This window comes from Vibrio sp. T13N (assembly GCF_032970445.1).
GTDB lineage: Bacteria > Pseudomonadota > Gammaproteobacteria > Enterobacterales > Vibrionaceae > Vibrio > Vibrio diabolicus.
In genome coordinates this window covers 50,948-76,962 of sequence record NZ_JAWJYE010000014.1, presented here as the reverse complement: position 1 = coordinate 76,962, position 26,015 = coordinate 50,948, and the positions used below count along the sequence as shown (strand labels likewise).

Sequence of the window (26,015 nt, the reverse complement as noted above, 5' to 3'; positions counted from 1 at the left end):
CCGTTTTTCAATGAGTTTGTGATTCGAGTATGTACTTGTCACATTTTGGATTTCGAGTTCAGCCTTTTTCGCTAACCCCAAACACAGAAATGTTCTTGGGGTTAGTCCCTCACTATGAGGCGATCCAAACCATTTTAGCCGCTGTGCAAATGGGAGAAGGGGTGATTAAGGTGACGGGAGAAGTCGGCACCGGAAAAACCATGGTGTGTCGTAAGTTAATTGAGCAGATTAAATCTGAAGTCGAGCTGATTTACTTACCCAATCCAGTTTTGAATGGAGAGCAGTTGCAGTTTGCTGTCGCCAGAGAGTTAGGCATCGAGAACGATGACCCGCTACGTATTGTTTCTCTCATTCAAGAACACCTGATTCAAGTGCATTCTGCGGGAAAGAAAACCGTCTTGATCGTTGATGAAGCGCAAGCTCTTTCTCCACAAGCTTTAGAAACATTGCGTCTGTTCGGTAACCTAGAAACGGAACAAGATAAACTCATTCAACTGGTGTTATTCGGACAACCTGAGTTGGATGAGCGGTTAGCCAGCCACGAGCTAAGGCAGTTTCGTCAACGTATTACGTTTAGTTGTCAGCTGCGTCCTCTTTCTATCGATGAAGGCGTGGCTTACATCAATAATCGTTTAGACAAAGCAGGCAATGGAGCGCACATTTTTTCTATTGAGCAGAAAAAAGCGATTTGGCGTTCATCCATGGGGATTCCACGTTTGATCAACCAAATTAGCCACAAGTCGTTGCTTGCGGCATTTAATGATCGTTGCACACTATTAAAAAATCATCACGTTTACGCAGCTATGCACGATACGTTTGATGCCCGTAAACCTAAGTTTAAAACACCCGTATTTTGGGGATGGAGTCAACCTTGAGTGCCATCAATAAAGCATTATCAGAACTCGCTGAAAAAACATCACCGTCAGAGCTTACTCGTGCGGACATTCCCAACGTTTCACGCAGTAAACCTTGGCTTTGGCTCGTTGCTGGTTTCTCGTTAAGCCTTGCGGTGGGCGGCTGGGCGCTCTCTCGCGGTCCTATCCCTTCAGGCGAGCTTTCATCTGCTCAAACAGAAACCATGCCATTGTCGTCAGTGAATGCTTCGTCAATCACATCATCAGAGAGTACTCATTCGCCAACGAGTAAAATGACGCCCGAGACAGCCCATGTGGTTTACACGAAGCCAGTGACACAACCGGCTGCGCAACAGCTTCATATGCCAGAGGCTGATAGGTTCACGCCAAGAGCGGAGGTAAATGCGGTCTCTGAAGATGCAGTGCTACTCGCGCAAGTGGCAACGATGCCAAGCGATGAGCAATCTAATCACGTAACCCGCACGACAGCAGAAAACAGTTCAATGCGTATTGAGCAGGTTGAGCTGACGCACCGCCAGTTATCTCTTAAAGCGGTTAGCCGAGCGGAAAAAGCACTGGATGCTAACGATATGCAAACGGCGTTGTCGGCTTATGCTGAGGCGTTACGTTATGAGCCAATGAATGCAGACACGCGTCAAAAATTATCGGCGTTGTACTTTGGCAAAGGCGACACGCGTAAAGCGTATGAGATTATCCAAGAAGGGATCAACCTTGACACGAACAACCAAGTACTTCGTTTGGCCTTGTCTAAGTTGTTAGTGAAAGCTAATCAACCTGAAGCGGCGCTGAGTCCGCTTGTGCATTTGCCTCCAATACCAAGTCGAGATTACTTGGCGATGCGTGCGGCATTGGCACAAAAACACAAGCAGAATGATATTGCGCTTGAGAGTTATCAACTCCTTACTCAACGTGAGCCGGAAAATGCGCGCTGGTGGCTAGGTTTAGCTATTCAACAAGAGCGCGCGCTGACGTTTACCGCCGCGATCAACTCTTACAACCAAGCTCTGGGTAAAGTTGGCATTTCGAATCAATCGCAAGCGTTTATTCGTGACCGTTTGAGCATCTTGAAACAGCTGGAGAATGCACAATGAAAATTCAGTTGAGAAAACGCTTAGGCGATCTTCTGGTTGAAGAAGGCATCGTCTCTGAAGAACAAATCCAGCAAGCACTAAACGCACAACGTAGTACCGGGCAGAAGCTAGGCGATGCGTTAATTGATCTCGGCTTTATTACTGAGAAGCAAATGTTGGACTTCTTGTCCCAACAACTTGGTTTGCCATTGATCGATCTTGGTCGTGCCCCTGTGGATGCGGAAGCGGTACAGATTCTACCTGAGGTACACGCACGTCGCTTACGTGCGATGGTCGTTGCTCGAAATGGGGACACGTTGCGCGTTGCTATGAGTGACCCTGCAGATTTGTTCATCCAAGAGTCACTGATGAATTTGCTAGGTGAATACAACCTTGAGTTCATTGTGGCTTCAGAGCGCCAACTCATTTCAAGCTTTGACCGCTATTATCGCCGCACCAAAGAAATCGCTTCTTTCGCGGAACAGTTGCATGAAGAGCATAAAGATGAGCAAAGCTTCGATTACGGTATTGATGGAACCGACAGCGAGGAAGTTACCGTTGTAAAGCTGGTTAATTCCATGTTTGAAGATGCGGTACAAGTCGGGGCATCGGATATTCATATTGAGCCAGACGATCAGGTTTTGCGCTTACGCCAGCGTATTGATGGTGTACTTCATGAAACCATCCTGAATGAAGTGAATATCGCATCGGCTTTGGTTCTTCGATTGAAGTTGATGGCGCACCTGGACATCTCTGAGAAGCGCTTGCCACAAGATGGCCGATTCAATATCAAAGTGCGTGGTCAATCAATCGATATTCGTATGTCGACGCTACCAACGCAATACGGGGAGTCCGTAGTAATGCGTCTGCTTAACCAGTCTGCTGGTTTGCGTCCATTAGAAGAATCAGGTTTGCCGCCAGATTTGCTTGCTCGTTTACGTCGACAGTTGGCTCGTCCGCACGGCATGATCTTGGTGACGGGGCCGACAGGTTCAGGTAAAACCACCACGCTTTACGGCGCATTGAGTGAGCTCAACGAGCCAGGGAGAAAGATCATTACAGCAGAAGATCCGGTCGAATACCGTCTGCCTCGCATCACTCAGGTACAGGTAAACAGTAAGATCGATCTGACCTTCTCGCGTGTGCTTCGAACCTTTTTACGTCAAGACCCAGACATTATTCTCGTCGGTGAGATGCGTGACCAAGAAACGGTAGAAATTGGTCTACGAGCTGCACTAACGGGTCACTTAGTATTGAGCACTCTTCACACTAACGACGCGGTTGACAGTGCCTTACGCATGATCGATATGGGCGCGCCGGGTTACTTGGTTGCCAGTGCGGTCAGAGCCGTAGTGGCGCAGCGTCTTGTTCGCCGTGTTTGTCCAGATTGCAAAACAGAAGACCATCTAGACGAGTCACGCCAACAGTGGTTAGCTGGGCGTTTTCCAAACCAAGTGGGCACCACTTTTTATAAAGGTGCAGGCTGTCAAAACTGTAACTTGACTGGCTATCGAGGCCGAATCGGTGTGTTTGAAATGCTCGAACTGGAGCAAGAAATGATGGATAAACTGCGCGCCAACGATGCGGTCGGTTTTGCCCAAGCCGCGCGTCGCTCAGAAAACTATAAGCCACTGCTTGCTTCTGCAATGGAACTGGCGCTACAAGGCACCGTCAGTTTGGATGAAGTGATGACCCTAGGTGAGGGTGACGCTTCTGGTAAGACTGATCCCATTTTCATATAGGTAAGTGAATGCCAACTTTTCGTTATCAAGGTCGTACTTTAGACGGCTCATCCACTAACGGCAAAATCGAGGCAGTGAACTCAGAAGCTGCAGCGGAAGCGTTGATGAATAAAGGGATCATCCCGCTCAATGTGCGGTTAGAGAAAGAGTCGGCAAAAAGCCAAGTGAGCTTGTCTAAGCTATTTGTGCCAGCCATTCCATTGGAAGTGATCATTCTTTTCTCTCGCCAGTTGTTTAGCTTAACTAAAGCGGGCGTACCGTTGCTGCGTTCTATGCGTGGCCTGCTGCAAAATTGTGAAAACAAACAGCTCAAAGAGGCACTGGAAGATGTCGTTTCTGAACTGAGTAATGGCCGAGGTTTGTCTTCTGCGATGCAGCAACACAGCAAAGTATTCAGCCCACTGTTCGTTTCTATGATCAATGTCGGTGAGAATACGGGTCGACTCGATCAAGCGCTATTGCAACTGGCAAATTACTACGAACAGGAACTCGATACTCGTAAACGTATCAAAGCGGCGATGCGTTATCCGACGTTTGTGATTATCTTTATTACCATCGCTATGTTTATATTGAACATCTTGGTGATCCCTGAGTTTGCTTCCATGTTCACGCGCTTTGGCGTTGAGCTGCCATTGCCGACGCGTATTTTGATCGCTACTTCTAATTTCTTTGTTAATTATTGGGTGTTGCTGATTGTGGCAATGATTGGTGCGTTTGCGGTTTTCAGAGCTTGGGTGGCGACAGCAGATGGTCGGGAAAAGTTCGATAAGTTTCGGCTTCGGCTGCCAATTGTGGGCGATATCGTTAATCGCGCGCAGCTTTCTCGTTTTGCCAGAACCTTCTCGTTGATGCTGAAATCAGGCGTTCCACTTAACCAGTCTTTAGCTTTAGCCGGGGAAGCCCTGGGGAACCGCTTTTTAGAAAATCGAATTCTTGAGATGAAATCCGCGATTGAAGCGGGTAGCACCATTTCAGTGACTGCCATCAACAGTAAAATCTTTACCCCTTTGGTGATTCAGATGATTGCAGTAGGGGAAGAAACCGGTCGTATTGATGAGCTGCTGCTGGAAGTGTCGGATTTTTACGATAGAGAAGTTGATTACGATCTAAAAACACTGACCGCAAGAATAGAACCGCTACTTTTGGTGATTGTCGCCGGCATGGTCATGGTGCTAGCACTGGGTATCTTCCTGCCAATGTGGGGAATGCTAGACATCATCAAAGGCGGCTAATAGGTGGTTGAAAATCAAAGTCGAGCGACGCTAATCGTTTTTGGGGCAATTGCTACCATCATTGCTGTTGGCTTGGCGGCCAAATTACGTCCTGTTACCGAGCAGGCGCAGGTGACTGGAGCGAAGTTGGCGAGAGTTTGGATGCAAGATAGTGTTCAGCGTTATCGTCAAGCTTGGCTCGTAAAAGGCGAGCCAGAACATATGCTGATGGATGGTTTTAATCTCACGATGACTGAGGGCGGGCTAGTATCTCCCTTTACTCAACAAGGTGTTTTAGATTGTGGTTATTGGCTAGCAGTGCATTATCCACAACGTAAAATAATGACCAATAAGTTAATAGATATCAGTGGAGCCATCAAAACTGATCATTATGTCTGCCACTATACTTATGAAAATGGTCAGTCGATTGTAGTTATTTCAACAGCTAATCAGCTGAAAATAGACGTCGAAATGTCGGCGGAGTGAATTTTTTGACACCTAATCACTATAATTGGTATTGAAAGTCGGTATAATGCAATCATTACCATAAGTAAGGCGCTGTAATAGAGGGTAAACAATAATGTGTTTTTCTCATTGCAGCATGAACTGAATAATGGCGAATCGTCATTCTGCTCAAGCGGTAGATACAGTATCCACTTCACGGTCAGTTTTAGTGAACGTTGCTGCCCCAAACCGTTTTGACAATATCCAAAATGGTCGCGTGACCTAAACGAAACTTTGCAGTTGTACTGCATGCTTACATAGAGAGAGTAAACAATGAAAAGACAAGGTGGTTTCACCCTTATCGAATTGGTAGTGGTAATTGTAATCCTAGGTATTCTAGCGGTAACTGCAGCACCACGTTTCCTTAACCTGCAAGATGATGCGCGTAAAGCTGCAAACCAAGGCCTTAAAGGTGCCATTGATGGTGCAGCAGGCATTACTTATGGTAAAGCTGCTGTAGAAGGTAAAGAATCTTTGACTGCTGAAGGTACGAAAGTAGAGGATATTACGATCTACCTAGGTTACCCAACGGCTGACGAAAATGGTTTGGGTAAGGCAGTACAAGGATTAGACGAAGATTGGGTTCTTATTTCAGAAACAGAGCGTACAGACGCAAAAGATAAGAAAAATGGTACTGCAGGTACAATTACTTATGCATCTGAGGATAAAGCTGCTGAGTGTGTTAAGTACTCTGAATCATACTATGATGCAGATGGTGCGCTAATTCCTGCTAAAACAGAGATATCAACTTCTTGTACTAAATAATAGTGGTTTGTTTGATTTTAAAGGGGTCATAATGGCCCCTTTCTAAGGCGTGCTTAAGTGAGAATAGTAAAGGGCTTATCCCGCATTGAACTTGTAGTAATACTTAGTTTTATCGCCATAGTTGGGTATATCGTATTACCTCGATACGTAAACTTTGAACCAGAAATTTATGAAGCGAAGTGGAAGCAAACCAAGCAAACCGCAGAGCATGTTTCTGAAACGTTAAGCAATAAAGAAACTTACGATCGAATTGAAGAAGAGATTGGTCGTTCAAAAGAGTAAAGTCACTAGGCATTGGTTATTTGTTCGTCTGTTCACACTTCGAATCAAAAAATTATAAACCTATCATTAATCTCATAATTTCATCGTATACTTATCTCGCTTGTTCTAAGCCTAAGGTTGGGTTATGAAAATTCGCAGCTCTGCATTAGGGTTCACTTTAATGGAGTTAATCCTCGTGATTGTTCTCCTCTCTATCCTTTCACTTTTTGCAGCCAGCCGTTTTATGGGCTCTAGCAGTTTCTCTGCATATGCATTACAAGAACGCGTGATTTCTGTGATTCGCCAAGTACAGGTGAATCGTATGCAGTCGAATGTTGCAAGTCCTGACAACAATTTTCGTTTACAAGTTTCTAGCTCATGTGTTGGTTCGGTTGCTGCCTGTGAACTAACAGGTAGTGCACAAGATGCTCGTAGTGACGTGGTTATCGATAAGTCCGCAAAGTTTTCACTGACCAATGCCGTAACTAATCCAATCGAGTTTAATTTGTTGGGTAATCCTATAAATTCTGCGAGTGGTGGAGTTTCAATCCTGATTGAAGATAAGCATGGTCGAAGCCGCTGCCAAGTTGAAATTAATTCTCAAGGTTATGTTTCTAAAGGTACATGCTCATGAAGAAATCTAGTGGCATGACGTTAATAGAAATGATCATCGCAATTGTTTTAATGGGTATTGCGATGGTGGCGTTTACTTCTTTTCTTGTCCCTCAAATTCGAGATTCCGCCATCCCTCATTATCAAACCCGCGCTGTCGCATTAGGCCAAGGTTTTATGTCTCAGATATTGGCGCGAGGCTTTGATGAAAACAGTAACGTTGATGGTGGTTTGGTACGCTGTGGAGAGGGAGATGCGGGTACGAAACAAGAGCGTTGTACTGAGCCTGATGATTTAGGTGAAGACAGCGGAGAAAATCGCCCAAGTGACTTTAATGACGTTGATGATTACATCGGCTGTTGGAGTACGCCTACAACGGTAAGCCAATGTACTGGATATTCTCGTGGCAATCTTCGAAATGTATTGGATAGTCAGGATGAAGACAGTAGTGATAGTTATAAGAACTTCCGTGTTGAGGTGGATGTGGCTTACTACAATGTTACGACAGGTAGCTCTGCGCCTACAAAGTCTACGAGTATCACGCCTTATAAAAAGGTGACGCTGACCATTTACTCGAGCAACACCCAACCGTTATCAATTACGGCTTTTCGAGGAAACTACTGATGAAAATGCGGGGTTTTACTTTAATTGAGATGATCGCCACGATCGTGATTGGCAGTATTATGATGCTTGGTATTGCTGGTTATGTGAAGCTGGGGATGAAAGGCTATGCAGACTCTATCGACCGCCAGCGAATTCAGACTCAAGCACAGTTTGTACTGGAAAAAATGTCGCGTGAAATTCGCCATGCTGTGCCAAATAGTTTTTATGAACCCTCAAGCAACTGTTTGGCGTTTGTGCCTATCGAGTTCTCTGGTTTTTACAGTTTAAGTGATGGGAATTTAGAGTTTCTTCTTGGTAATGATATATCTTCAAATATATTCCCAAATGGAAACTGGATGGTTATTAACCCAAGTCGCTACTTTGACCTCTTTCCGGATGGCTCTGATAGTTCTGCGTTATCGCTGCGAATAAAACTAACTGATGTAAAAAGAGAAGAGGCAGATAAGCCCTTTATTGTTAATGGGGTTGCTGATGATATTGATGCGAACTCAATATCTAATCGTCACTATATTTATAAAGATAATTCTCAGATTACGTATTGCTTTGATAGCGATAGCGGTGAGGTGACTCGTCAAGACTCTAGATACAATCGCCCGATCACGATTGCGAAAAATATCGATACATCCAAGAGTGAGATGCACTACAAAGAAGCAACCCTTCAGCGCGGTGGCCTTGTCCACATCAATATAGAGTTTGTGCAAGACGGTGAGCGCAGTGTTTATCAACAAGATGTGCAGGTGCTGAATGTTCCATAGAAGAAAGTCACAAGGCAATGTCTTAATTGTAGTGTTATTTGTCATTATCGTGATGGGCTTTTTGGCTTCCTCTTTAATGAAAGTGACATGGTCGAATCAAAGCGGATTAACAAGAGAGTTTTTGGGAACAAAAGCTTGGTTTGTTGCTCAGTCTGCAAATGAGTGGGCACTGACAAGGTTATATCCACTCAATGGTACGAGTGATAGCGTCGCGACACTCTGCAAAAATCAGGTGAGCGGTGCCGCGCCAAATGTAACACAAGGGACAGGATGCAGGCTTAACTCAATGAGTTGCGTAAAGTTAGGTACTCTGAACGCAGACACGTCTGCAGCAGAGTCATTATTTAGGGTGCAAGCAACAGCTATTTGTGGTTCAGGACTGTCTCAAGTACAGCGTCAGCAAGAAGTTTGGGTAAGAGAGTAGAATAATGAAGAAAATAATAATACTCAGTGCATTAGCCTTTTCTTTGTTTTTTGTTCAGGGTATTGCAGCAGCAACAACTTATGATCTAACGCCTAGACGGGGTTGGGTGTTGGAACAAGGTAATTGGAAACTCGTGTGGATTGCTACTAACAGCCCATGCTCATTTGATGGATATTACTCTAGAGATTTATCTGAATATGTATGCCCAAGTCAAGTACATCTTAGTTCCGGTGACAGAATTGTTACTGGGGGCAGTACCTCTCAACTAGTTCTAGTACGGTATGCCTATTTCTGGGGGGGGAATAATATTGGTACTCAAAGCAGTCCCTTATCATTAGATCTCAATGGAAATTCATTTTTCGCCTCTAAATTAACTATTAATGGCGATATTGATAACGCTAGCCATATTAAGCTAATAGAAGCTAAAGTAACTGGAAACGTAGCATCTCAAAATAATAGTAATACATCGATTTTCGTGTCGGATAACTCGTCTATTACCGGTAATGTTATTGCCAAGGGACACGTAAATATTGAGGACTCGCAAGTATCGGGTTTTGTATATAGCTTGAATGATAGTGGGAATATAAAGGATTCAAATATTTCTGGTAATGTTTCTACTAAGGAGAATGTGAAAATTCATAACTCGCAAGTACAAGGTGCTGTGTCTAGCTCGCACAATAGTGGGTATATCGAGAATTCAAAGATTAAAGGTCGTGTTCAGGTCAAGAACAACCTTGATGTTGTCAGTAACTCATACATCTGTGGTGTTGCATCAAGTGAAAATGAGCAAGGTTATATCAGAGATTCCTATATCGGCGATGATTTATCTACTAAAAAGTACCTATATGTAACACGCTCAACTGTGTTTGGGACAGTCAGTACTTTTAATAGCGGCATGAAGTTATCTGAAGCCAAAATCCTAGCGGACAGTAAGGCTTTAGAGTTTCCAAGCAATAGGTACATTGAGTTCTCTAATAACACTACCCTTTGCGGTACTGCGAATTCATCATATTCCTATGATGGAAACCTCGTTGCGTATTGTGGGTTAAGCGACCCAAAATGTAGTGCACAGCAATCGAAGGGTAAATGTCCTGTTGATTTAGTGAGTAGTTCAGAATATAGAGATTTTTATGATTACTGTGGCATTACGCCGCCAGAGCCTAAACCAACTTTACCTGATCCAAAAAAATGTATTGATGTTGAGGCCTTTGCTCAAGAATCTGACCTTGAGCAAAAGTGGGCAACTATGGGTTACTTTAGCGGTGATTATAATGGACAGGGTGGTGCAGAGCCTAAACCATTTATTCATAAGAATCGTTTTAGAATAACCAACAATGTGCAGGGCCAAGCTGCGGTTGGCGCATACAACTATATATTTCCATCAAGCAACAACATTATTGAAGTTGAATTTGACCATTTTGCGTACGATGGTAACCGTAACAACACTGGTGCAGATGGGGTAGCGATTGTTTTTTCGGATGCAAGTGTTCCACCATCTACTGGTGCATTTGGTGGGCCGTTAGGTTATGGCGTGAAACCTGACGGCGGAGGCATCGAAGGGTTTGCTGGAGGTTGGATCGCTTTTGGTATTGATGAGTATGGTAACTTCTCTAATGAAGGCAGTTATTATCAAGATAAAAATCCGCTTGATAGTAGCCCTGGACAGAATGATCATTCAATAGCAATACGAGGATCGGGTGAGAAAAAAGGTCCTGGTGAATATATTGACACGAACAACCATCGTATAGGTACGTTCCCTGAAGGATGGTTCGGTGGATATCGCTTTATTAAAAAGAACAGTAACGTTGGCAAGCTTGATGATGAGTCAAAGGACGAGATTCACCGTTATCGGATGACTATTGATTCACGGGCTATCGATGGTCGAGACGCCGGGGTTTATGTCTCTATCAAAAGAGCCAGCTACCAAGGTAACCTCAAAGTTGATGTTGATGATAGAGGGAAACTAAAAAGCGATAACCTAGATTGGGAGGACATTATTGATTCTTTCAATATCATGCAAGGTTTTGCTCAATCGACTGCTCCAAGTGAATTTCGAGTGTCTGTAGCGGGTTCTACTGGCTTGGTAAAAAATGTGCATGAAATTGATAACTTCCAAATATGTGCCGACGATTTCCAGCCACTTACAGAAGGTATCCATCATTTTGAGTTTGATTACTCCGGCTCTGGCAGTACATGTCAGCCGTCTGATGTCACTCTTAGGGCATGTATGGATAAAGACTGTAATACGCTTTATCCTGGCTCAATAACCGATGCCGAAGATTTGCACGTAACTCTTTCCCCCAGTGCGGGGCATCATGTTGCTAATTGGGTACAAAGTTCACCAATTAGCTTTAAGGGGTCTACTAATCTTCAGATTCGAGGCTCTAGAGCGGGTGAAGTTACTATCGGCATTGCACACAGCTCGGTTCCACAGTTCGGTTTTGAGGATACACGTTGTCGAATTAATGGTGGTGAGCTTTCGGCCAAATACTGTAAGATTAAATTCCGTCGCAATACGTTATCTATCGTTGCTGAAGATGTCATCGCTAACAAGGAGTCTTCAGATAGCAACTTTTTTGAATTTTGCTCATCTAGTTCAACAACCGATACTACACGTAATATTAATATGAGCATGAAGCATACCGTAGCTCCGATAGTGCAGCCAGATGTTACGTTAAACTATATGAAGAGAGAGGGGGATACTGCGCCGGTTTGGAGCTCGGACAAAACTATTTCAGAGAAAGGGAGTACTTACCTTAAGGATGTATACTTTAATGATAATGGGCAAGCTAAGTTTAAGTTTACTTATCCTGAAGTAGGTCAAGTTTCGTTTATTGCTTCTGTTGAGGGGATTCAAGATTCCGAGGGTGTTGGCAAATTTGTGAGTTATCCACATCGCCTCCAAGTAACTGCAGGTGGGCGGTGTAGCAGTATTAACTCTGGGTGTGATAGTCGGTTTGTTTCAGCTGGTGAGGAATTTACTATGAGCATCACTGCTTTGCAGTATAGTGAAGATGGTAAAGGTCATATACCAGCTAAAAACTACGAAGAAGAACAAATGGTTGTGTCAAATGAAGTTGTGTATCCCGCTATAAGTGCTGGCGGAAAAAAAGCAGAGCTTCTCACAGACACATATAAACATATTGCTTCTGATGATGCTAAAACGTCATTTCCTCAAACAGTGTCAGAGGTAGGTGCGTTTGAATTTTCAATAAGTGCGCCCAAAGGCGATGCTGAAAATACGTCTCTCTACCTTGGTAAGAGTTCATTCTTGATTCAGCCCGCGACCATTACACTTGGTCGTTTCTATCCTAAGTTCTACACGTTGCGCGGGCAAAATTGGGACTATGCTGGAAGTCAAAGCTTTAACTATATGAATCAAAACTTCGATTCTATGTGGTATGAAGTAGAGGTATTGACTGGTGGGGATGTTCCAAAATCAGTAGAAAATTATAAATACTTCAACAAAGAACATGTAGCATCTTTTGAGTTGAGTGATTCATTGAATCGGTTTAATGCTCAGGGGAATTTAACACCTTCTTGGGTAGACGCATTGGGAAGTATTCAACGCTTCACACTGACTCCCCCATTAAGTGGAGAGTGCAATTCGGCAGAAGGATTGTGTTGGATGAAAAAGACTCCTGCCGCAGGTTACGAAGATGGACCTTTTAATCTTAATGGCAGCACCATAAAAGCGACAGATATAAAGGTTGGCGTGGCAATAGAGCCAGATCCTATATCGGTGTATGGTAATCCAGTTCTTTCTATTCAACCTGATATCCGCTTTGGTCGTGTAGGCCTAGATGATGTTGGTGGAAATCAGGGGGCAACCTTACATATTCCTCTAAGAATCGAATACTGGAATGGTAGCCGCTTTATCGCCAACCCTAATGACAATCAAACCGATGTGAAAGGTGTCACTGCCGCTGAAAGGCATATTTGGCCAACAGGTACTGATGCTGATCCTAAAGCGGTTACACTAGGAGCTGGTGGTGAAGTGTCTTCTGGTTCTTCTCGCTCTGTTACTGCAACTCAAGCTGAACCATACCGTCAGCAAACGCGCGTTTGGTTAGATCTTGATGATTCAAAAAATGGCTTACCTTGGCTCAAATACGACTGGGATAAAGATGGCTCCGAAGAAAACCCATCATCCGTAGTAACCTTTGGTATTCACCGTGGTAATGACCGTGTGATTTACCGTGGTGAGCCTGGGTTAACCGGACAGTAACAACTTAGGTTTTTGCCCTTAAGTTAGGAAACTGCAAGAAATTGAGGCTTTCTGCTCATGTTTGTGTACCAATACCTTGCTGTSACAGCGAGGCATTGGTACATTTAGAGCAATTTTTGTCTTCTATATTTTTGCAGGATGAGCGAAGAGTATGTTTAAGAAACTTCGTGGCATGTTTTCTAACGATCTATCTATCGATTTAGGTACAGCCAACACTCTAATTTACGTAAAAGGGCAAGGAATTGTCCTTGATGAACCTTCTGTAGTTGCTATTCGTCAAGATCGTGTAGGTTCTGCAAAAAGCGTTGCTGCAGTCGGTCACGCAGCAAAACAGATGCTTGGTCGTACACCTGGCAACATTTCCGCTATCCGCCCAATGAAAGACGGCGTAATCGCTGATTTCTACGTAACCGAAAAAATGCTTCAGCACTTTATCAAACAAGTGCATGACAACAGCATCCTAAAGCCAAGCCCACGTGTTCTTGTTTGTGTTCCTTGTGGCTCTACCCAAGTTGAGCGCCGCGCAATTCGTGAATCAGCACTTGGTGCTGGCGCGCGTGAAGTTTACCTAATCGACGAGCCAATGGCGGCAGCAATCGGTGCTGGCCTGCGCGTGTCTGAGCCGACTGGTTCAATGGTGGTCGATATCGGTGGTGGTACAACTGAAGTTGCCGTTATCTCTCTAAACGGTGTGGTTTACTCATCGTCTGTACGTATCGGTGGTGACCGCTTTGATGAAGCGGTAATTAACTACGTACGTCGTAACTACGGCAGCTTGATTGGTGAAGCCACGGCTGAAAAGATCAAACATGAAATCGGTTCTGCTTACCCTGGCGATGAAGTTCAAGAGATTGAAGTTCGCGGTCGTAATCTTGCAGAGGGTGTGCCACGCAGCTTTAGCTTGAACTCAAACGAGATCCTAGAAGCGCTTCAAGAGCCCCTATCTGGCATCGTCTCAGCAGTCATGGTTGCACTAGAACAGTGTCCACCAGAGCTTGCTTCAGACATTTCTGAAAACGGCATGGTTCTGACTGGTGGTGGCGCGCTACTGAAAGATCTTGATCGTCTATTAATGGAAGAAACCGGTATCCCTGTGGTTATCGCGGAAGATCCACTAACGTGTGTTGCGCGTGGTGGCGGTAAAGCACTAGAAATGATCGACATGCACGGTGGCGATCTGTTCTCTGAAGAATAAAGGTTTAGGTGAAGCTCATGTCGGGCTTCACCTTCATTTCTGCTCTCTCTGTAATTCAAACATGCTCCATACCTAAAAGTATTTATTTAAGTATTTTTAGGTTGCCAAGTAAGGCTCAATAATCATGGAAGCAATCAGGTCAAAAACAAGATGAAACCGATTTTTGGCAGAGGTCCATCTCTGCAATTACGTCTGTTTTTTGCTGTCATCGTGTCGGCGAGTTTAATGCTGGCTGATAGTCGTCTAGATACGTTTTCCAACGTCCGATACTTATTGAACAGTATGGTTGCGCCCATTCAATACGCAGCCAATTTGCCTCGCAGCATGTTCGATGGCGTATTTGAACGTTTTAATACTCGTCAGGCATTAGTTGAAGGCAATCGCAACTTAAAGCGAGAAGTGCTACGCCTGAAAAGCGAGCTTATCTTGCTCGATCAATATAAAGAAGAAAACCAACGTCTACGCAAATTGTTAGGTTCTTCATTTGTCCGGGATGAAAAGAAAGTCGTAACAGAAGTGATGGCGGTTGATACCTCACCTTATCGTCATCAAGTGGTGATTGATAAAGGACAAATAGACGGTGTGTACGTCGGACAGCCAGTGATCAACGAAAAAGGCATTGTTGGTCAAGTCACGTTTGTCGCAGCGCACAACGCACGTGTTCTGTTGCTAACGGATGCGAAAAATGCGATTCCTGTCCAGGTGATCCGTAACGATATTCGAGTGATCGCGTCGGGCAATGGTGAAATGGATGAAATCCAACTGGAGCACATTCCAACCAGTACTGATATTCAGGTTGGCGATCTATTGGTGACATCCGGCCTAGGTGGGATTTACCCAGAAGGGTACCCAGTCGCGACGGTTACCAATGTGGATCACGATACGCGCCAAGAGTTTGCGTCAATCAAGGCTGAGCCAGTTGTAGAGTTTGATCGCTTACGTTACCTACTGCTGATTTGGCCGAATGAAGATCGTCAACACAAAGTGCTGCGATCCAATGTGGATGAAGGGCTAGAGCAAGAAGAACAAGAGGTAACTGATGGCCAATAATGTAGTGAGCAGCCGAATGGTGATTGGTGTCAGTTTCTTCGTTGCGCTGGTATTGCAAACCATTCCGTGGCCAGGTGTGTTGGATGTTTTACGTCCATCATGGTTGTTCCTTGTCACGTGTTATTGGGTGTTGGCACTGCCGCACCGAGTGAACGTTGGAACCGCGCTAGTGCTGGGCTTATTATGGGATATCTTGATCGGCTCAACGCTTGGAATTCGCGGCATGATGATGTCGATTGTCATCTATCTGGTGGCGTTGAATTTCCTGTTGATTCGTAACATGGCATTGTGGCAACAGTCGATTTTAATTGCCTTTTTTACTGCGTTATTGGAAGTTTTGATATTCTGTGGGGAATATTTGAACCAGGACGTAGTATTTAATCCATTATCTCTGTGGACGGCAGCAATAAACTGTATACTTTGGCCATGGATGTTTTTATTAATGCGACGAGTTCGTCGTGCATGGCACGTAAGGTAAAGCGGTGAAGAAAAGCTTATCTCTCGTTCTTGCTTCGGGTTCTCCGAGAAGAAAAGAGCTGCTTGCTCAACTGGGTTATGATTTTGAGATAGTATTGCCTGATATTGAGGAAGCCAAACAGGCTCATGAGCAAGCACGAGATTACGTGTTGCGTCTTTCTTTGGAAAAAGCTCAGGCAGGCTTAGCATTAGCTAAGCCTGATTCCGTTGTATTGGGCTCTGATACGGTCGTAGTATGTGATGACCGTGTGCTAGAAAAACCAAAAAGTTTTGAAGATTCAAAGCGTATGCTTACTGACTTATCCGGTCGTCGTCATCAAGTGATGACTGCGGTGAGCGTCGTATCATCGGAACAACAACATTCAGTGGTCGTCACCACTGACGTGTGGTTCAAGCAACTGACTCACGAAGAAATCGAACAATATTGGCAGTCAGGAGAGCCATGCGATAAAGCTGGAAGTTATGGTATTCAGGGACTCGGAGGGCGATTTGTCACCCGAATCGAAGGCAGTTATCACGCTGTAGTAGGCTTACCTTTGTTCGAAACCGATCAGCTAATTCAAGAATTTTTATAATTGTTTTGAGGTGTGCACATGAGTGCAGAATTGCTGCTTAACGTGACCCCGAGTGAAACTCGTGTGGCCATGATTGAAGGTGGAGTACTACAAGAAATACATATCGAGCGCGAATCGCGTCGCGGCATTGTGGGCAATATATACAAAGGCAAAGTCAGCCGAGTACTGCCAGGTATGCAAGCGGCTTTCGTCGATATCGGTTTAGATAAAGCGGCGTTTTTACATGCGTCAGATATTGTCCCGCATACCGAATGTGTGGCAGAGAACGAAAAACAGCAGTTTCAAGTCCGTGATATCTCTGAGCTGGTACGACAGGGACAAGACATAGTTGTACAAGTGGTCAAAGATCCGCTCGGCACGAAAGGCGCGCGTTTAACGACGGATATCACCTTACCTTCACGTTATCTTGTCTTTATGCCGGGTGCCAGCCATGTTGGTGTCTCGCAGCGTATTGAGAGTGAGAAAGAGCGCGAGCGTCTGAAAAAAGTGGTGAACCATTACTGTGATGAGCACGGTGGTTTTATCATTCGTACCGCAGCGGAAGGCGCTGATGAAAAAGAGCTTTCTCAAGATGCGGCATTTCTTAAGCGCTTGTGGCTAAAAGTCATGGAGCGTCGTTCAAAATACAAAACGCGTTCAACGCTTTACGGTGAGCTTGGTTTGGCCCAGCGCATTCTGCGTGATTTTGTCGGCACAGAGCTCGATAAAATCATGGTCGACTCCCGCCTCGAATATGAAAACCTGAAAGAATTCACTTCTGAGTATGTACCTGAGTTAACAGACAAGCTTGAGCTTTACGAAGGTGACAAGCCAATCTTTGACATGTACGACACCGAGAATGAAATTCAGCGTTCTTTAGAGCGCAAGGTTGAGCTAAAGTCGGGTGGCTATTTGATCATTGATCAAACTGAAGCTATGACAACTATCGACATCAACACTGGTGCATTTGTTGGTCGTCGTAATCTCGAAGAGACCATCTTTAATACCAACATTGAGGCAACGCAAGCTATTGCTCGTCAGCTGCGTTTGCGCAATCTCGGCGGCATCATCATTATCGACTTTATCGATATGGCGTCTGAAGAGCACCGTCAGCGAGTGCTCACCTCATTGGAAACCGCACTGGCTAAAGATCGAGTAAAAACCAACATCAACGGCTTTACTCAGCTCGGCTTAGTCGAGATGACGCGTAAGCGCACACGAGAAAGTATTGAACATATCTTGTGTTCTGGCTGTCCTACTTGTGAGGGCCGTGGTAGCGTGAAAACGGTTGAAACCGTGTGCTTTGAGATATTACGCGAGATTACTCGTGTAAACCGTGCTTACGACGCCGATAATTTTGTTGTGTACGCATCGCCGTTTGTTGCTGAAGCGCTGTTGGGTGATGAGTCTCATGCATTGGCTGAGCTCGAAGTATTTATTGGCAAGCAAGTGCGAGTTCAGGCTGAGCCCCTGTACATTCAGGAACAGTTTGACGTCGTAATGATGTAATTTGGAACATTTGTGAATTCTGGTGTTAACCGTTTTGGGCGTTTTTGTGCGTGGAGTTTAGTTACTGTACTGGTGTTATTGGCCATATTAGTAACCACACTGCGCGTCACATTGCCACAACTTAACCACTTCCAAGATGAGATCAAAACCTGGGTCAAGCAGGACACAGGTTTTGACTTTTCTATCGCCAACGTCGCAGGGACGTGGCGCAATAATCACCCCTCCATCGCGCTACTCGGTTTAGAAGCGAACCTGCCGAATATTCAGGATGCACGCTTTGCCGTTGAAGAAATCCAAATTGAATTCGATCTCATTCAATCTCTTTTGCAACTCAAACCGGTGGTCGCAGACCTCACCATCCATAACCTCGCTCTGGATATTCACACCGTAGACATTCTGCCGACCTCTAGTCGTCAAGAGCAGGAGTCGAGTGTGGATAAGAGCGAAGTGAAGCTCATCGACCAACTCGACTCACTTCTTTTACGTCAGTTTGAAGACTTCACCATTACCGACTCACGGATTTGGTATAAATCGGTATCTGGTGAGACTCGCCGTTTAGATATCGAGCAGCTCCGTTGGAGCAACCAAGGCAAGCATCACTTAGCCGAAGGCACCGTGAACATTGCCGATGTTCGTCTGAATTCATTGTTAGTGAGCGCTAACTTTAAAGATCATGGTTCGCTACGTGATGTGTCTGGTGAGTTTTACGTAAGTGCCCAAGATGTCTCAGTGACGCCTTGGTTAACCACTTACATGCAAGAAGAGTCGGGTGCTGAGTCGGGTAAGGTCAGCTTAAACACTTGGCTGACGCTGAAACACAGCCAACCGAATGATGCGTATGTTGAACTGTTGCCTTCTGAGCTGGTGTGGAATGAAAACGGTCGTCATGAGCTGTTTATCGAGTCAGGTATTTTCAACCTTCGACCAGATAAACAAGGTTGGAAAGTAAATGGTCACTCACTTCGGATCCGAACCGACAACACCCCTTGGCCGGAATTAGACGCAGCGTTTGATTGGCAACCGAATGGTTGGACGCTCAACCTTTCTCAACTCGATATCGAAGCACTTATTCCGCTCATCAAATTGGCTCCAGAGTCGGAATCGACCAGTGACCTTATCAACAAATTGGCACCGAAAGGCCGAGTTGAAGATGTTCGCTTGTCCATGAACGGTGGTTTAGACACGTTACGCTACTCCGCGGAACTGGATGAACTTGCAATGACGCAATGGGAACTGCTACCAGGATTCCATCATGTACAGGGCAGTGTATCTGGTGATTTAGATCAAGCCAAAGCGAAAGTAACCGTCATTGATGATGTCTTTCCGTACGGTGATGTATTTCAAGCTCCGCTGAATATCAAACAAGGTGAAGTCGATATTATCTGGCAACAAGATGAGAGCGGCTGGCGCTTGTGGTCTGATAAAGTGACGGCAGCGACACCAGATCTTCAAGTACTAGGAGCATTCCGTCTTGATTTTCCAAAAGAACAAAGCCCATTTTTATCGTTTTATGCTGAAGCAGATCTCTATAACGCAGGTGAAACATGGCGTTACCTGCCGACTCTGGCACTCGGACAAGACTTAACGGATTACCTATCGACTGCGATTCAAGGTGGTAAAGTTAATACGGCTAAGCTGCTGTGGTATGGCGAGTTAGGGGATTTTCCTTACAAAGCTCATAATGGCATGTTTCAGGCGTGGGTCGGTTTAAAAGACGCGAAATTTAGCTTTGATACGGCGTGGCCAACCATCACGGATCTGCAGCTGGACTTACTGTTTGAAAATGATGCCATGTATTTGGATTCAAAGTCTGCCACGCTAAATGGTGTCCATGCCAAGCGTATTACCGGGCGAATCCCTGAGTTGGCGGAAGGTGGACACATTGAGATTGAAGCCAAAGCGAGCGCGCCGGGTAATGAAGTTCGTGACTACATGATGGCGACGCCATTGGTGGACTCGGTTGGGGCAGCGTTGACGGCGCTGCAAGTGAGTGGTCCGGTTTACTCTGAGTTCCAGCTCAACATTCCGTTTGATTTTGAAAAAGAGTCCCGTGCTTGGGGTTATGCCGATTTAACTGAAAACCGTGTCGATATTGAAGCGCCGCCAATGACGCTGGAGAAAGCCACAGGGCGTATCCACTTCGATAATGATGTGGTCACCACATCGGGTTTGTCCGCAGAGTTGCTTACCCAGCCTATCTCCCTCGATTTTCGTGGTGAGAGTGCGGAACAGGGCTACAATGTGACGATTAACACATTAGGGGATTGGGACGTTGAGCCTCTCAAACCTTATGTTGGCGAGCGTTGGCTAAAGCTTGTTTCTGGGCATGCGCCGTGGCAAATGGACATTGACTTACAACTTAATGATGTAGGCTTCACCTATCAACTTGATGTGTTGGCGCAGCTAAGTCGTTTAGCGAGTCAATATCCCTATCCGCTAGCGAAACAAGTTGGCGAGTCCGGGCAAGCAAAACTACAGGCATCCGGCAACCAAGAAAGTATTTCAGCAAGACTACAGATACCAAATGTTAAGTATCAAACCGAGATAGATATAACTGGCGATGTACCTGTTCTGACGGCGACTCATTTAATGGTCGGCAAAGGTGGTTTCAGGATCAGCCCTATTGTCGGACACGATGCATCAGTGCGTGTCGGTGAGCTTAATTTAGACCAGTGGGCAGAGCTGGTTCAGGGCTCAGAAAGCAAGCCGTCATCGTCTGTTTTGGCAAGCATGAAGACGCCGAGTATTCCATTGCCGACACGGATTGATGTTGAAACGCCTAACTTGCAGCTTGGTGGGATTGAGTTTCATGATGTGGACTTCTCCGCAAGCAAAAAGAATTTGAGCTGGCAACTCGATGTGGACAGTCAAGAGGTTAAAGGTAAGGCTAACTATCTGAAGCCGTATGACTTATCGGTCTCTTTGGAGCACTTGCACCTGTATATTCCAGGGTTTGAAGAGATGACCAAAGAGCGCAGCTCGCTCTTTGCCAGTGAAGACCAAAACGCGCCTTTGATTACCAATTTTGACCGCCAGTTTCACGCTGAGATGCCAAACTTAACTTTGAACATCGATGATTTTTGGTTGCAAGGTTACAAAGTGGGGAAGGTGAATGTTGATTTGCAGCGTCGCGAGAACCGTTTGGAGTGGAAAAATATCACCTTTAGCAGCGGCAAAAACCGCATTGATATGAGCGGTTGGTGGGATCTGACAAAAGAGAGTAGCCATTCCAACTTAACCATGAAAATGAAAGGTGATAACAACACTGATCTTATGGAGCGCTTTGGTATCACATCGGGTATTCAGCAGGCACCATTTGAGATCAATGCCAATATGGAATGGGACGGCGCGCCTTGGTCGATGAAGACACAAACCTTGCAAGGGAATGTCTCAACGGAATTTGGTAAAGGCGTGATCAGTGAAGTCAGTGGTGCGGCACGCTTGTTAGGCTTGTTCAGTTTGGATTCTATCATCCGTAAGATGCAGCTCGACTTTACCGACGTATTCGACAAAGGCATGGCGTTTAACTCGATCACAGGCACGGGCAAAATCCAAGATGGCGTATTTATCACCAACGATATCGTGATGGATGCGTTAGCAGGGGAAATGCAGATCCGCGGCATCGCCAATATGAACAGCAGAATGGTCGATGCGGAAGTGAAGTTCACCCCAGACATCACATCAGGCCTACCAATGCTGACCGCGTTTGCAGTAGCGCCACAAACCGCGTTGTATGTTTTAGCCATCTCAACAGTGATTTCTCCGGTGGTTGAGGTCTTCACTCAAGTCAATTATGAAGTGAAAGGCCCACTAGATTCACCAACGGTGAAAGAAATTTCGCGAAGTAAAGGTGAATACAAACTGCCAGAAAAGCTGCGTGAACAGGCCAAATAACTCACCGACTAAAATGGAATAGGGAGGAAACACATGGAACGTGTTGGCATTATTCAAATGACATCGGGTCCTGATATCACTGCGAATCTGGACTTTATTGAAAAACAGTGTGCTTTGGCGAGTAAGCAAGGTGCCAAGCTTGTCCTTACCCCTGAAAATACGGTGCTGTTTGCCAACCGCGAAGCGTACCATCAACATGCAGAGCCACTTGGGAGTGGCGTGATTCAACAGCGGCTCTCTGAAATCGCAAGAAAGAACCAGTTAACACTGATTGCCGGAAGCATGCCCATTCAAACCGCAAAAGGTGTCACGACCACAACGCTTGTATTGCCGCCGCACGGTAAATGCATTGCTCACTATGACAAACTGCATATGTTTGATGTCGACGTAGCCGATGGTTATGGTAGTTATCGTGAGTCGGACACGTTTATGGCGGGTAATCAAATAGTCGTGGCGGAAACCGATATCGGCAGCGTTGGATTGAGCATCTGTTACGATCTTCGTTTCCCTGAGCTTTATAAAGTATTACGCCAAGAAGGCGCGGATATCATTGTGGTGCCTGCTGCGTTTACCGCTGTGACGGGGCAAGCTCACTGGGAAGTATTATTGCGAGCTAGAGCGATTGAGACACAATGTTGGATTTTGGCAAGCGGACAAACTGGAACGCATCCATGTGGACGAAAAACATGGGGACACTCGATGGTCGTTGACCCTTGGGGACGTATCCATAAGCAGCTTCAGGATGAAGTAGGCTTGTTAGTGACAGAGATAGATTTGTCACAAAGCCAACAAGTAAGGCAGAATATGCCGCTGACTCAACACAGTCGCTTTCAAAATGAATTGAGACGGAAATAAAAGAGCTAACTATGAGCACAAACCAAATAGAACAGGCACTCCTTGCCCCAAATGGTCTGACAGAACAAGACATTGCTGACACGCTTGCCAGCATTGCGACGCGCCAGATCGATTATGCGGACATTTACTTTCAGTCCAGCTGGCATGAGTCTCTGGTTCTAGAAGACAGCATCATCAAAGATGGCTCTTTTAACATTGATTGTGGTGTTGGTGTCCGCGCCGTAACTGGCGAAAAAACCGGCTTTGCCTACTCTGATCAAATCCAGCCTGAAGGCCTGAAGCAGAGTGCAATGGCGGCGCGCGGTATTGCTCAGCAAGGGCAAAATGGCAAAGTTCATGCGTTTAAACGTACGGAGAACCAAGCGTACTACGCGGCTGTGAATCCACTAGCTGAATGGGAAAAGCAGCAAAAAACAGAATTACTTAAGTCTCTAGATGCTTACATCCGCACTAAAGAACCATTGATTAAAGAAGTCTCGATCAGCATCAGCGGTGTGCATGAGCAGATGCTTGTTGCGGCAACAGACGGTACTTATGCAGGCGATATTCGTCCTTTGGTACGTTTGTCTATTAGCGTGCTCGCTCAAAAAGGTGAACGACGTGAACGAGGTAGCGCTGGTGGCGGTGGCCGTTTTGGTTACGATTTCTTTTTAACGGAAAGCAATGGTGTGAAACAAGCTTTCCATTATGCAGACGAAGCGATTCGCATGGCGTTGGTTAACCTTGAAGCAGAAGCCGCGCCAGCAGGCATGATGCCAGTGGTATTGGGCTCAGGTTGGCCAGGCGTATTGCTACATGAGGCGGTAGGTCATGGCTTAGAAGGTGACTTTAACCGTAAGGAATCTTCGGTTTTCTCTGGCAAAATGGGTCAACAAGTGACGTCTTCACTGTGTACCATTGTTGATGACGGTACATTAAAAGACCTTCGTGGTTCACTCAATGTGGATGATGAAGGGGTGAATGGCCAGTACAACACGCTCATCGAAAATGGTGTGCTGAAAGGTTACATGCAAGACAAGCTAAACGCGCGGTTAATGGGTGTGAACCCAACAGGTAACGGTCGTCGTGAGTCGTATGCACATTTGCCGATGCCGCGTATGACCAACACCTACATGCTTCCAGGTGAACATACGCCAGAAGAAATCATCTCGACGGTGGAAAAAGGGTTGTATGCGCCAAACTTTGGTGGCGGTCAGGTCGACATTACTTCGGGTAAGTTTGTGTTCTCCGCATCGGAAGCGTACTTGATTGAAAATGGCAAAATTACGCGCCCTGTTAAAGGTGCGACGTTGATTGGCTCAGGTATCGAAGCCATGCAGCAAGTCTCTATGGTCGGCAACGACCTAAGTATCGACAAGGGCGTTGGCGTATGTGGTAAAGCTGGTCAAAGTGTGCCAGTTGGTGTTGGTCAGCCGACCTTGAAATTGGACTCACTGACGGTGGGTGGCACTGAGTAACTCATTCGAATCGTTATAAAAAGAGCGCTCATTTAGAGCGCTCTTTTGTTTTTGTGAGTCGATGTCGACTAGAGGTTTTCTTCGGCAAACTCTGCCAAGCGGCTACGAACCACGCCGTTAAGGTGAATATTCGCGCTGCCTTCAAAGTTCTTGAAGCGTTCAACCATGTAGGTCAAACCAGAGGTCACAGGGGTGAGGTAATGGGAGTCAATCTGCGCCAAGTTACCGGAGCAGACGATCTTGGTTCCTTCGCCGCAGCGGGTGATGATGGTTTTGATTTGTGAAGCGGTGAGGTTTTGACACTCATCAAGCAGCACAAACGCATTTTGAATAGAACGGCCACGCATAAAGTTGATCGATTTAAACTGAATATTGGCTTTATCGCAGATGTACTTCAATGAGCCTTCAGTGCAGTGATCGTGTTTATGCAGCGCTTCCAAGGTATCGGTCACCGCCGCTAACCACGGCATCATTTTCTCCTCTTCTGAGCCGGGTAAGAAGCCGATGGATTCACCGATGTCTGGCGTGTTACGCGTCACGATAATTTTATCGAACATGCCTTTTTCAATGGTTTGCTCCAGTGCTGCTGCCATGGCTAATAGCGTTTTACCACTACCAGCGGCACCGGTTAAAATCACCAGGTCAATATCCGGGTCAAGTAAGGCATCCAACGCCATTCCTTGGTAGATATTTTTTGGTGTGATGTCCCAAGCCTTACGGTGCATCATGCGTTCGCGGCTCAGGTCGAGTAGCGTTAATTTGTCTTCATTGATGGTTTCTACGCGGCCAGCAAAGTCGCTGTCTTCATCAATCACATATTGGTTAATAAAGGTTGGTTCAAAAGGTTCACGACTGAGCTTGTGATAGGTTTTTCCGCCCAGCGCATAACTTTCTACTTCCTCAATATCACTCCAGAAGTCCCCCTCACGCAGTTGAAAACCTTTGGTGAGGTATTGAATGTCGTCAATCAGTTGATCGGTTCGGTAGTCTTCAACAAAACGTACGCCAGCGCCTTTGGCGCGCAGACGCATGTTAATGTCTTTCGTGATCAGTACCACTTCACGTGGTGCTCGTTTGTTTTGCAGATAAAGCACCGCATTGAGTATGCGGTTGTCACCGGCTTTGTCGGCGAAGGCTTTGACGGTTTCCTGCAGTTCAAAATCCGCCAAAATGGAAATGGTGCCTTGGTCGGGGCTGTCTTTAGAAACAGGAATACCTTCAGAAATTTCATCGGGCGTTGCTTCTTTAAACAAATCTTCCAAAGCGCGAATAGCCACGCGAGCATCTCTTGCGACATCGCGTTTGCTGTCTTTGATTCGGTCGAGTTCTTCCAACACGGTCATGGGGATAACGACATCGTGTTCTTGGAAAGAGAAGATGGCAAAGGGTTCATGAAGAAGAATGTTGGTATCAAGTACAAACAGTTTCCGATCGGTATCGCCCATAGCGTCTCCTTGCCGTAATACGGCTCTGCATGCGAGTGGTTAGGTCGTTCTCAAATAGGTGTGAAGCGGCCTAACTCTGATTGCTTGCAATAGAGGTTGTCGGGCTGATGTCGGTTAGTGTGCAACCGAGTAGCAAGACAACTTACTGCAAACCCGTGTTGATCCTAATCGTGTACTAACGCGCTTAAATCATATGCAATGGTTTTAAACGCCCCTCACTAGAAGTATACGTAATATTTACGTTCTACAACTTAATAATTGGCATGAGTATTTTACAATTTGATTGCATTTATAGTTTGGGAAAAAAAGTTTCCGCTTGATGCGGTTTCGGCGTGACCTAAATCACAGCTTCAAGTAAGATTAGCGACCTTTTTCTGCGTATAGGCTACGTCCGATTTATCATGTTGAGCTGGCTTAAAAATACTCAGTTCATACTGGAATGACGAATGCTATCGGCATAGCAGAAGCCAGAATCAGATCTAAACTATTATCCATGCCTACGGGCATG

General features: G+C 45.6%; 21 protein-coding genes. 20 read left to right on the top strand and 1 reads right to left on the bottom strand.

What is annotated here, in order from left to right; genetic code table 11:
- Positions 1-29 precede the first annotated feature (29 nt).
- From R2S67_RS19315 to tldD, 20 genes are all read left to right on the top strand, one after another.
- Positions 30-875, top strand: coding sequence for an ExeA family protein (locus R2S67_RS19315; protein ID WP_317346678.1), 846 nt, complete (start codon positions 30-32; stop codon positions 873-875).
- A complete protein-coding gene (locus tag R2S67_RS19310; protein WP_317346677.1) occupies positions 872-1,966 on the top strand; it encodes a tetratricopeptide repeat protein in 1,095 nt (364 codons plus the stop codon). Before R2S67_RS19315 ends, R2S67_RS19310 begins: the two co-directional genes overlap by 4 nt.
- The gene (locus tag R2S67_RS19305; RefSeq protein ID WP_317346676.1) at positions 1,963-3,687 is read left to right on the top strand and encodes a GspE/PulE family protein; all 1,725 of its coding nucleotides are present in this window, start codon (positions 1,963-1,965) and stop codon (positions 3,685-3,687) included. Before R2S67_RS19310 ends, R2S67_RS19305 begins: the two co-directional genes overlap by 4 nt.
- Positions 3,688-3,695: 8 nt before the next feature.
- Entirely contained in the window at positions 3,696-4,919 is a 1,224-nt protein-coding gene (locus tag R2S67_RS19300) for a type II secretion system F family protein (RefSeq protein WP_317346675.1), read from the top strand.
- Positions 4,920-4,922: 3 nt separating this feature from the next.
- Positions 4,923-5,384 (top strand): MSHA biogenesis protein MshF, encoded by a 462-nt coding sequence (locus tag R2S67_RS19295; protein WP_317346674.1) that lies wholly within the window; start codon positions 4,923-4,925, stop codon positions 5,382-5,384.
- A 291-nt stretch (positions 5,385-5,675) separates the two neighbouring features.
- A complete protein-coding gene (locus R2S67_RS19290) occupies positions 5,676-6,167 on the top strand; it encodes a type II secretion system protein (RefSeq protein WP_193448059.1) in 492 nt (163 codons plus the stop codon).
- 57 nt (positions 6,168-6,224) lie between these two features.
- Positions 6,225-6,449: an MSHA biogenesis protein MshA gene (locus R2S67_RS19285; protein ID WP_317346673.1), complete on the top strand. Its 225-nt coding sequence runs from the start codon at positions 6,225-6,227 to the stop codon at positions 6,447-6,449.
- 124 nt (positions 6,450-6,573) lie between these two features.
- Positions 6,574-7,062: a type II secretion system protein gene (locus R2S67_RS19280; RefSeq protein WP_317346672.1), complete on the top strand. Its 489-nt coding sequence runs from the start codon at positions 6,574-6,576 to the stop codon at positions 7,060-7,062.
- Positions 7,059-7,664, top strand: coding sequence for a type II secretion system protein (locus R2S67_RS19275; RefSeq protein WP_317346671.1), 606 nt, complete (start codon positions 7,059-7,061; stop codon positions 7,662-7,664). The genes R2S67_RS19280 and R2S67_RS19275 overlap by 4 nt, the downstream gene beginning before the upstream one ends.
- On the top strand, positions 7,664-8,419 hold the full coding sequence (locus R2S67_RS19270) for a PilW family protein (RefSeq protein WP_317346670.1): 756 nt from the start codon (positions 7,664-7,666) through the stop codon (positions 8,417-8,419). Before R2S67_RS19275 ends, R2S67_RS19270 begins: the two co-directional genes overlap by 1 nt.
- Positions 8,409-8,843 carry an MSHA biogenesis protein MshP gene (locus tag R2S67_RS19265; RefSeq protein ID WP_317346669.1) on the top strand — a complete coding sequence of 145 codons (435 nt, stop codon included), beginning with the start codon at positions 8,409-8,411 and terminating at the stop codon, positions 8,841-8,843. The genes R2S67_RS19270 and R2S67_RS19265 overlap by 11 nt, the downstream gene beginning before the upstream one ends.
- Positions 8,844-8,847: 4 nt before the next feature.
- Positions 8,848-13,071 (top strand): DUF6701 domain-containing protein, encoded by a 4,224-nt coding sequence (locus tag R2S67_RS19260; protein WP_317346668.1) that lies wholly within the window; start codon positions 8,848-8,850, stop codon positions 13,069-13,071.
- A gap of 151 nt (positions 13,072-13,222) precedes the next feature.
- Positions 13,223-14,266 carry a rod shape-determining protein gene (locus tag R2S67_RS19255; RefSeq protein ID WP_005381144.1) on the top strand — a complete coding sequence of 348 codons (1,044 nt, stop codon included), beginning with the start codon at positions 13,223-13,225 and terminating at the stop codon, positions 14,264-14,266.
- 150 nt (positions 14,267-14,416) lie between these two features.
- On the top strand, positions 14,417-15,316 hold the full coding sequence (gene mreC, locus R2S67_RS19250) for a rod shape-determining protein MreC (RefSeq protein ID WP_005396268.1): 900 nt from the start codon (positions 14,417-14,419) through the stop codon (positions 15,314-15,316).
- Positions 15,306-15,794: a rod shape-determining protein MreD gene (mreD, locus tag R2S67_RS19245; protein WP_012841380.1), complete on the top strand. Its 489-nt coding sequence runs from the start codon at positions 15,306-15,308 to the stop codon at positions 15,792-15,794. The genes mreC and mreD overlap by 11 nt, the downstream gene beginning before the upstream one ends.
- Positions 15,795-15,798: 4 nt before the next feature.
- Positions 15,799-16,368 carry a Maf family protein gene (locus R2S67_RS19240; protein WP_104970986.1) on the top strand — a complete coding sequence of 190 codons (570 nt, stop codon included), beginning with the start codon at positions 15,799-15,801 and terminating at the stop codon, positions 16,366-16,368.
- 18 nt (positions 16,369-16,386) lie between these two features.
- On the top strand, positions 16,387-17,856 hold the full coding sequence (rng, locus tag R2S67_RS19235; protein ID WP_005381138.1) for a ribonuclease G: 1,470 nt from the start codon (positions 16,387-16,389) through the stop codon (positions 17,854-17,856).
- Positions 17,857-17,868: 12 nt separating this feature from the next.
- Complete coding sequence (locus tag R2S67_RS19230) at positions 17,869-21,750, top strand: YhdP family protein (protein WP_317346667.1); 3,882 nt, start codon at positions 17,869-17,871, stop codon at positions 21,748-21,750.
- A 33-nt stretch (positions 21,751-21,783) separates the two neighbouring features.
- Positions 21,784-22,605, top strand: a complete 822-nt coding sequence (locus R2S67_RS19225) for a carbon-nitrogen hydrolase family protein (protein ID WP_167426223.1) — start codon at positions 21,784-21,786, stop codon at positions 22,603-22,605.
- An 11-nt stretch (positions 22,606-22,616) separates the two neighbouring features.
- Positions 22,617-24,062, top strand: coding sequence for a metalloprotease TldD (gene tldD / locus R2S67_RS19220; protein WP_047009150.1), 1,446 nt, complete (start codon positions 22,617-22,619; stop codon positions 24,060-24,062).
- A gap of 68 nt (positions 24,063-24,130) precedes the next feature.
- On the opposite strand, the gene R2S67_RS19215 is transcribed toward tldD, so the two are convergent.
- Entirely contained in the window at positions 24,131-25,507 is a 1,377-nt protein-coding gene (locus tag R2S67_RS19215; RefSeq protein ID WP_006742346.1) for a PhoH family protein, read from the bottom strand.
- Positions 25,508-26,015: the final 508 nt, after the last annotated feature.

Bases quoted from the DNA above. Each gene is read 5' to 3' on its own strand.
- R2S67_RS19315 (WP_317346678.1), top strand. From the start codon at position 30: ATGTACTTGTCACATTTTGGATTTCGAGTTCAGCCTTTTTCGCTAACC.
- R2S67_RS19305 (WP_317346676.1), top strand. From the start codon at position 1,963: ATGAAAATTCAGTTGAGAAAACGCTTAGGCGATCTTCTGGTTGAAGAA.
- R2S67_RS19300 (WP_317346675.1), top strand. From the start codon at position 3,696: ATGCCAACTTTTCGTTATCAAGGTCGTACTTTAGACGGCTCATCCACT.
- R2S67_RS19290 (WP_193448059.1), top strand. From the start codon at position 5,676: ATGAAAAGACAAGGTGGTTTCACCCTTATCGAATTGGTAGTGGTAATT.
- R2S67_RS19280 (WP_317346672.1), top strand. From the start codon at position 6,574: ATGAAAATTCGCAGCTCTGCATTAGGGTTCACTTTAATGGAGTTAATC.
- R2S67_RS19275 (WP_317346671.1), top strand. From the start codon at position 7,059: ATGAAGAAATCTAGTGGCATGACGTTAATAGAAATGATCATCGCAATT.
- R2S67_RS19270 (WP_317346670.1), top strand. From the start codon at position 7,664: ATGAAAATGCGGGGTTTTACTTTAATTGAGATGATCGCCACGATCGTG.
- R2S67_RS19265 (WP_317346669.1), top strand. From the start codon at position 8,409: ATGTTCCATAGAAGAAAGTCACAAGGCAATGTCTTAATTGTAGTGTTA.
- R2S67_RS19260 (WP_317346668.1), top strand. From the start codon at position 8,848: ATGAAGAAAATAATAATACTCAGTGCATTAGCCTTTTCTTTGTTTTTT.
- R2S67_RS19255 (WP_005381144.1), top strand. From the start codon at position 13,223: ATGTTTAAGAAACTTCGTGGCATGTTTTCTAACGATCTATCTATCGAT.
- mreC (WP_005396268.1), top strand. From the start codon at position 14,417: ATGAAACCGATTTTTGGCAGAGGTCCATCTCTGCAATTACGTCTGTTT.
- mreD (WP_012841380.1), top strand. From the start codon at position 15,306: ATGGCCAATAATGTAGTGAGCAGCCGAATGGTGATTGGTGTCAGTTTC.
- rng (WP_005381138.1), top strand. From the start codon at position 16,387: ATGAGTGCAGAATTGCTGCTTAACGTGACCCCGAGTGAAACTCGTGTG.
- R2S67_RS19225 (WP_167426223.1), top strand. From the start codon at position 21,784: ATGGAACGTGTTGGCATTATTCAAATGACATCGGGTCCTGATATCACT.
- tldD (WP_047009150.1), top strand. From the start codon at position 22,617: ATGAGCACAAACCAAATAGAACAGGCACTCCTTGCCCCAAATGGTCTG.
- R2S67_RS19215 (WP_006742346.1), bottom strand. From the start codon at position 25,507: ATGGGCGATACCGATCGGAAACTGTTTGTACTTGATACCAACATTCTT.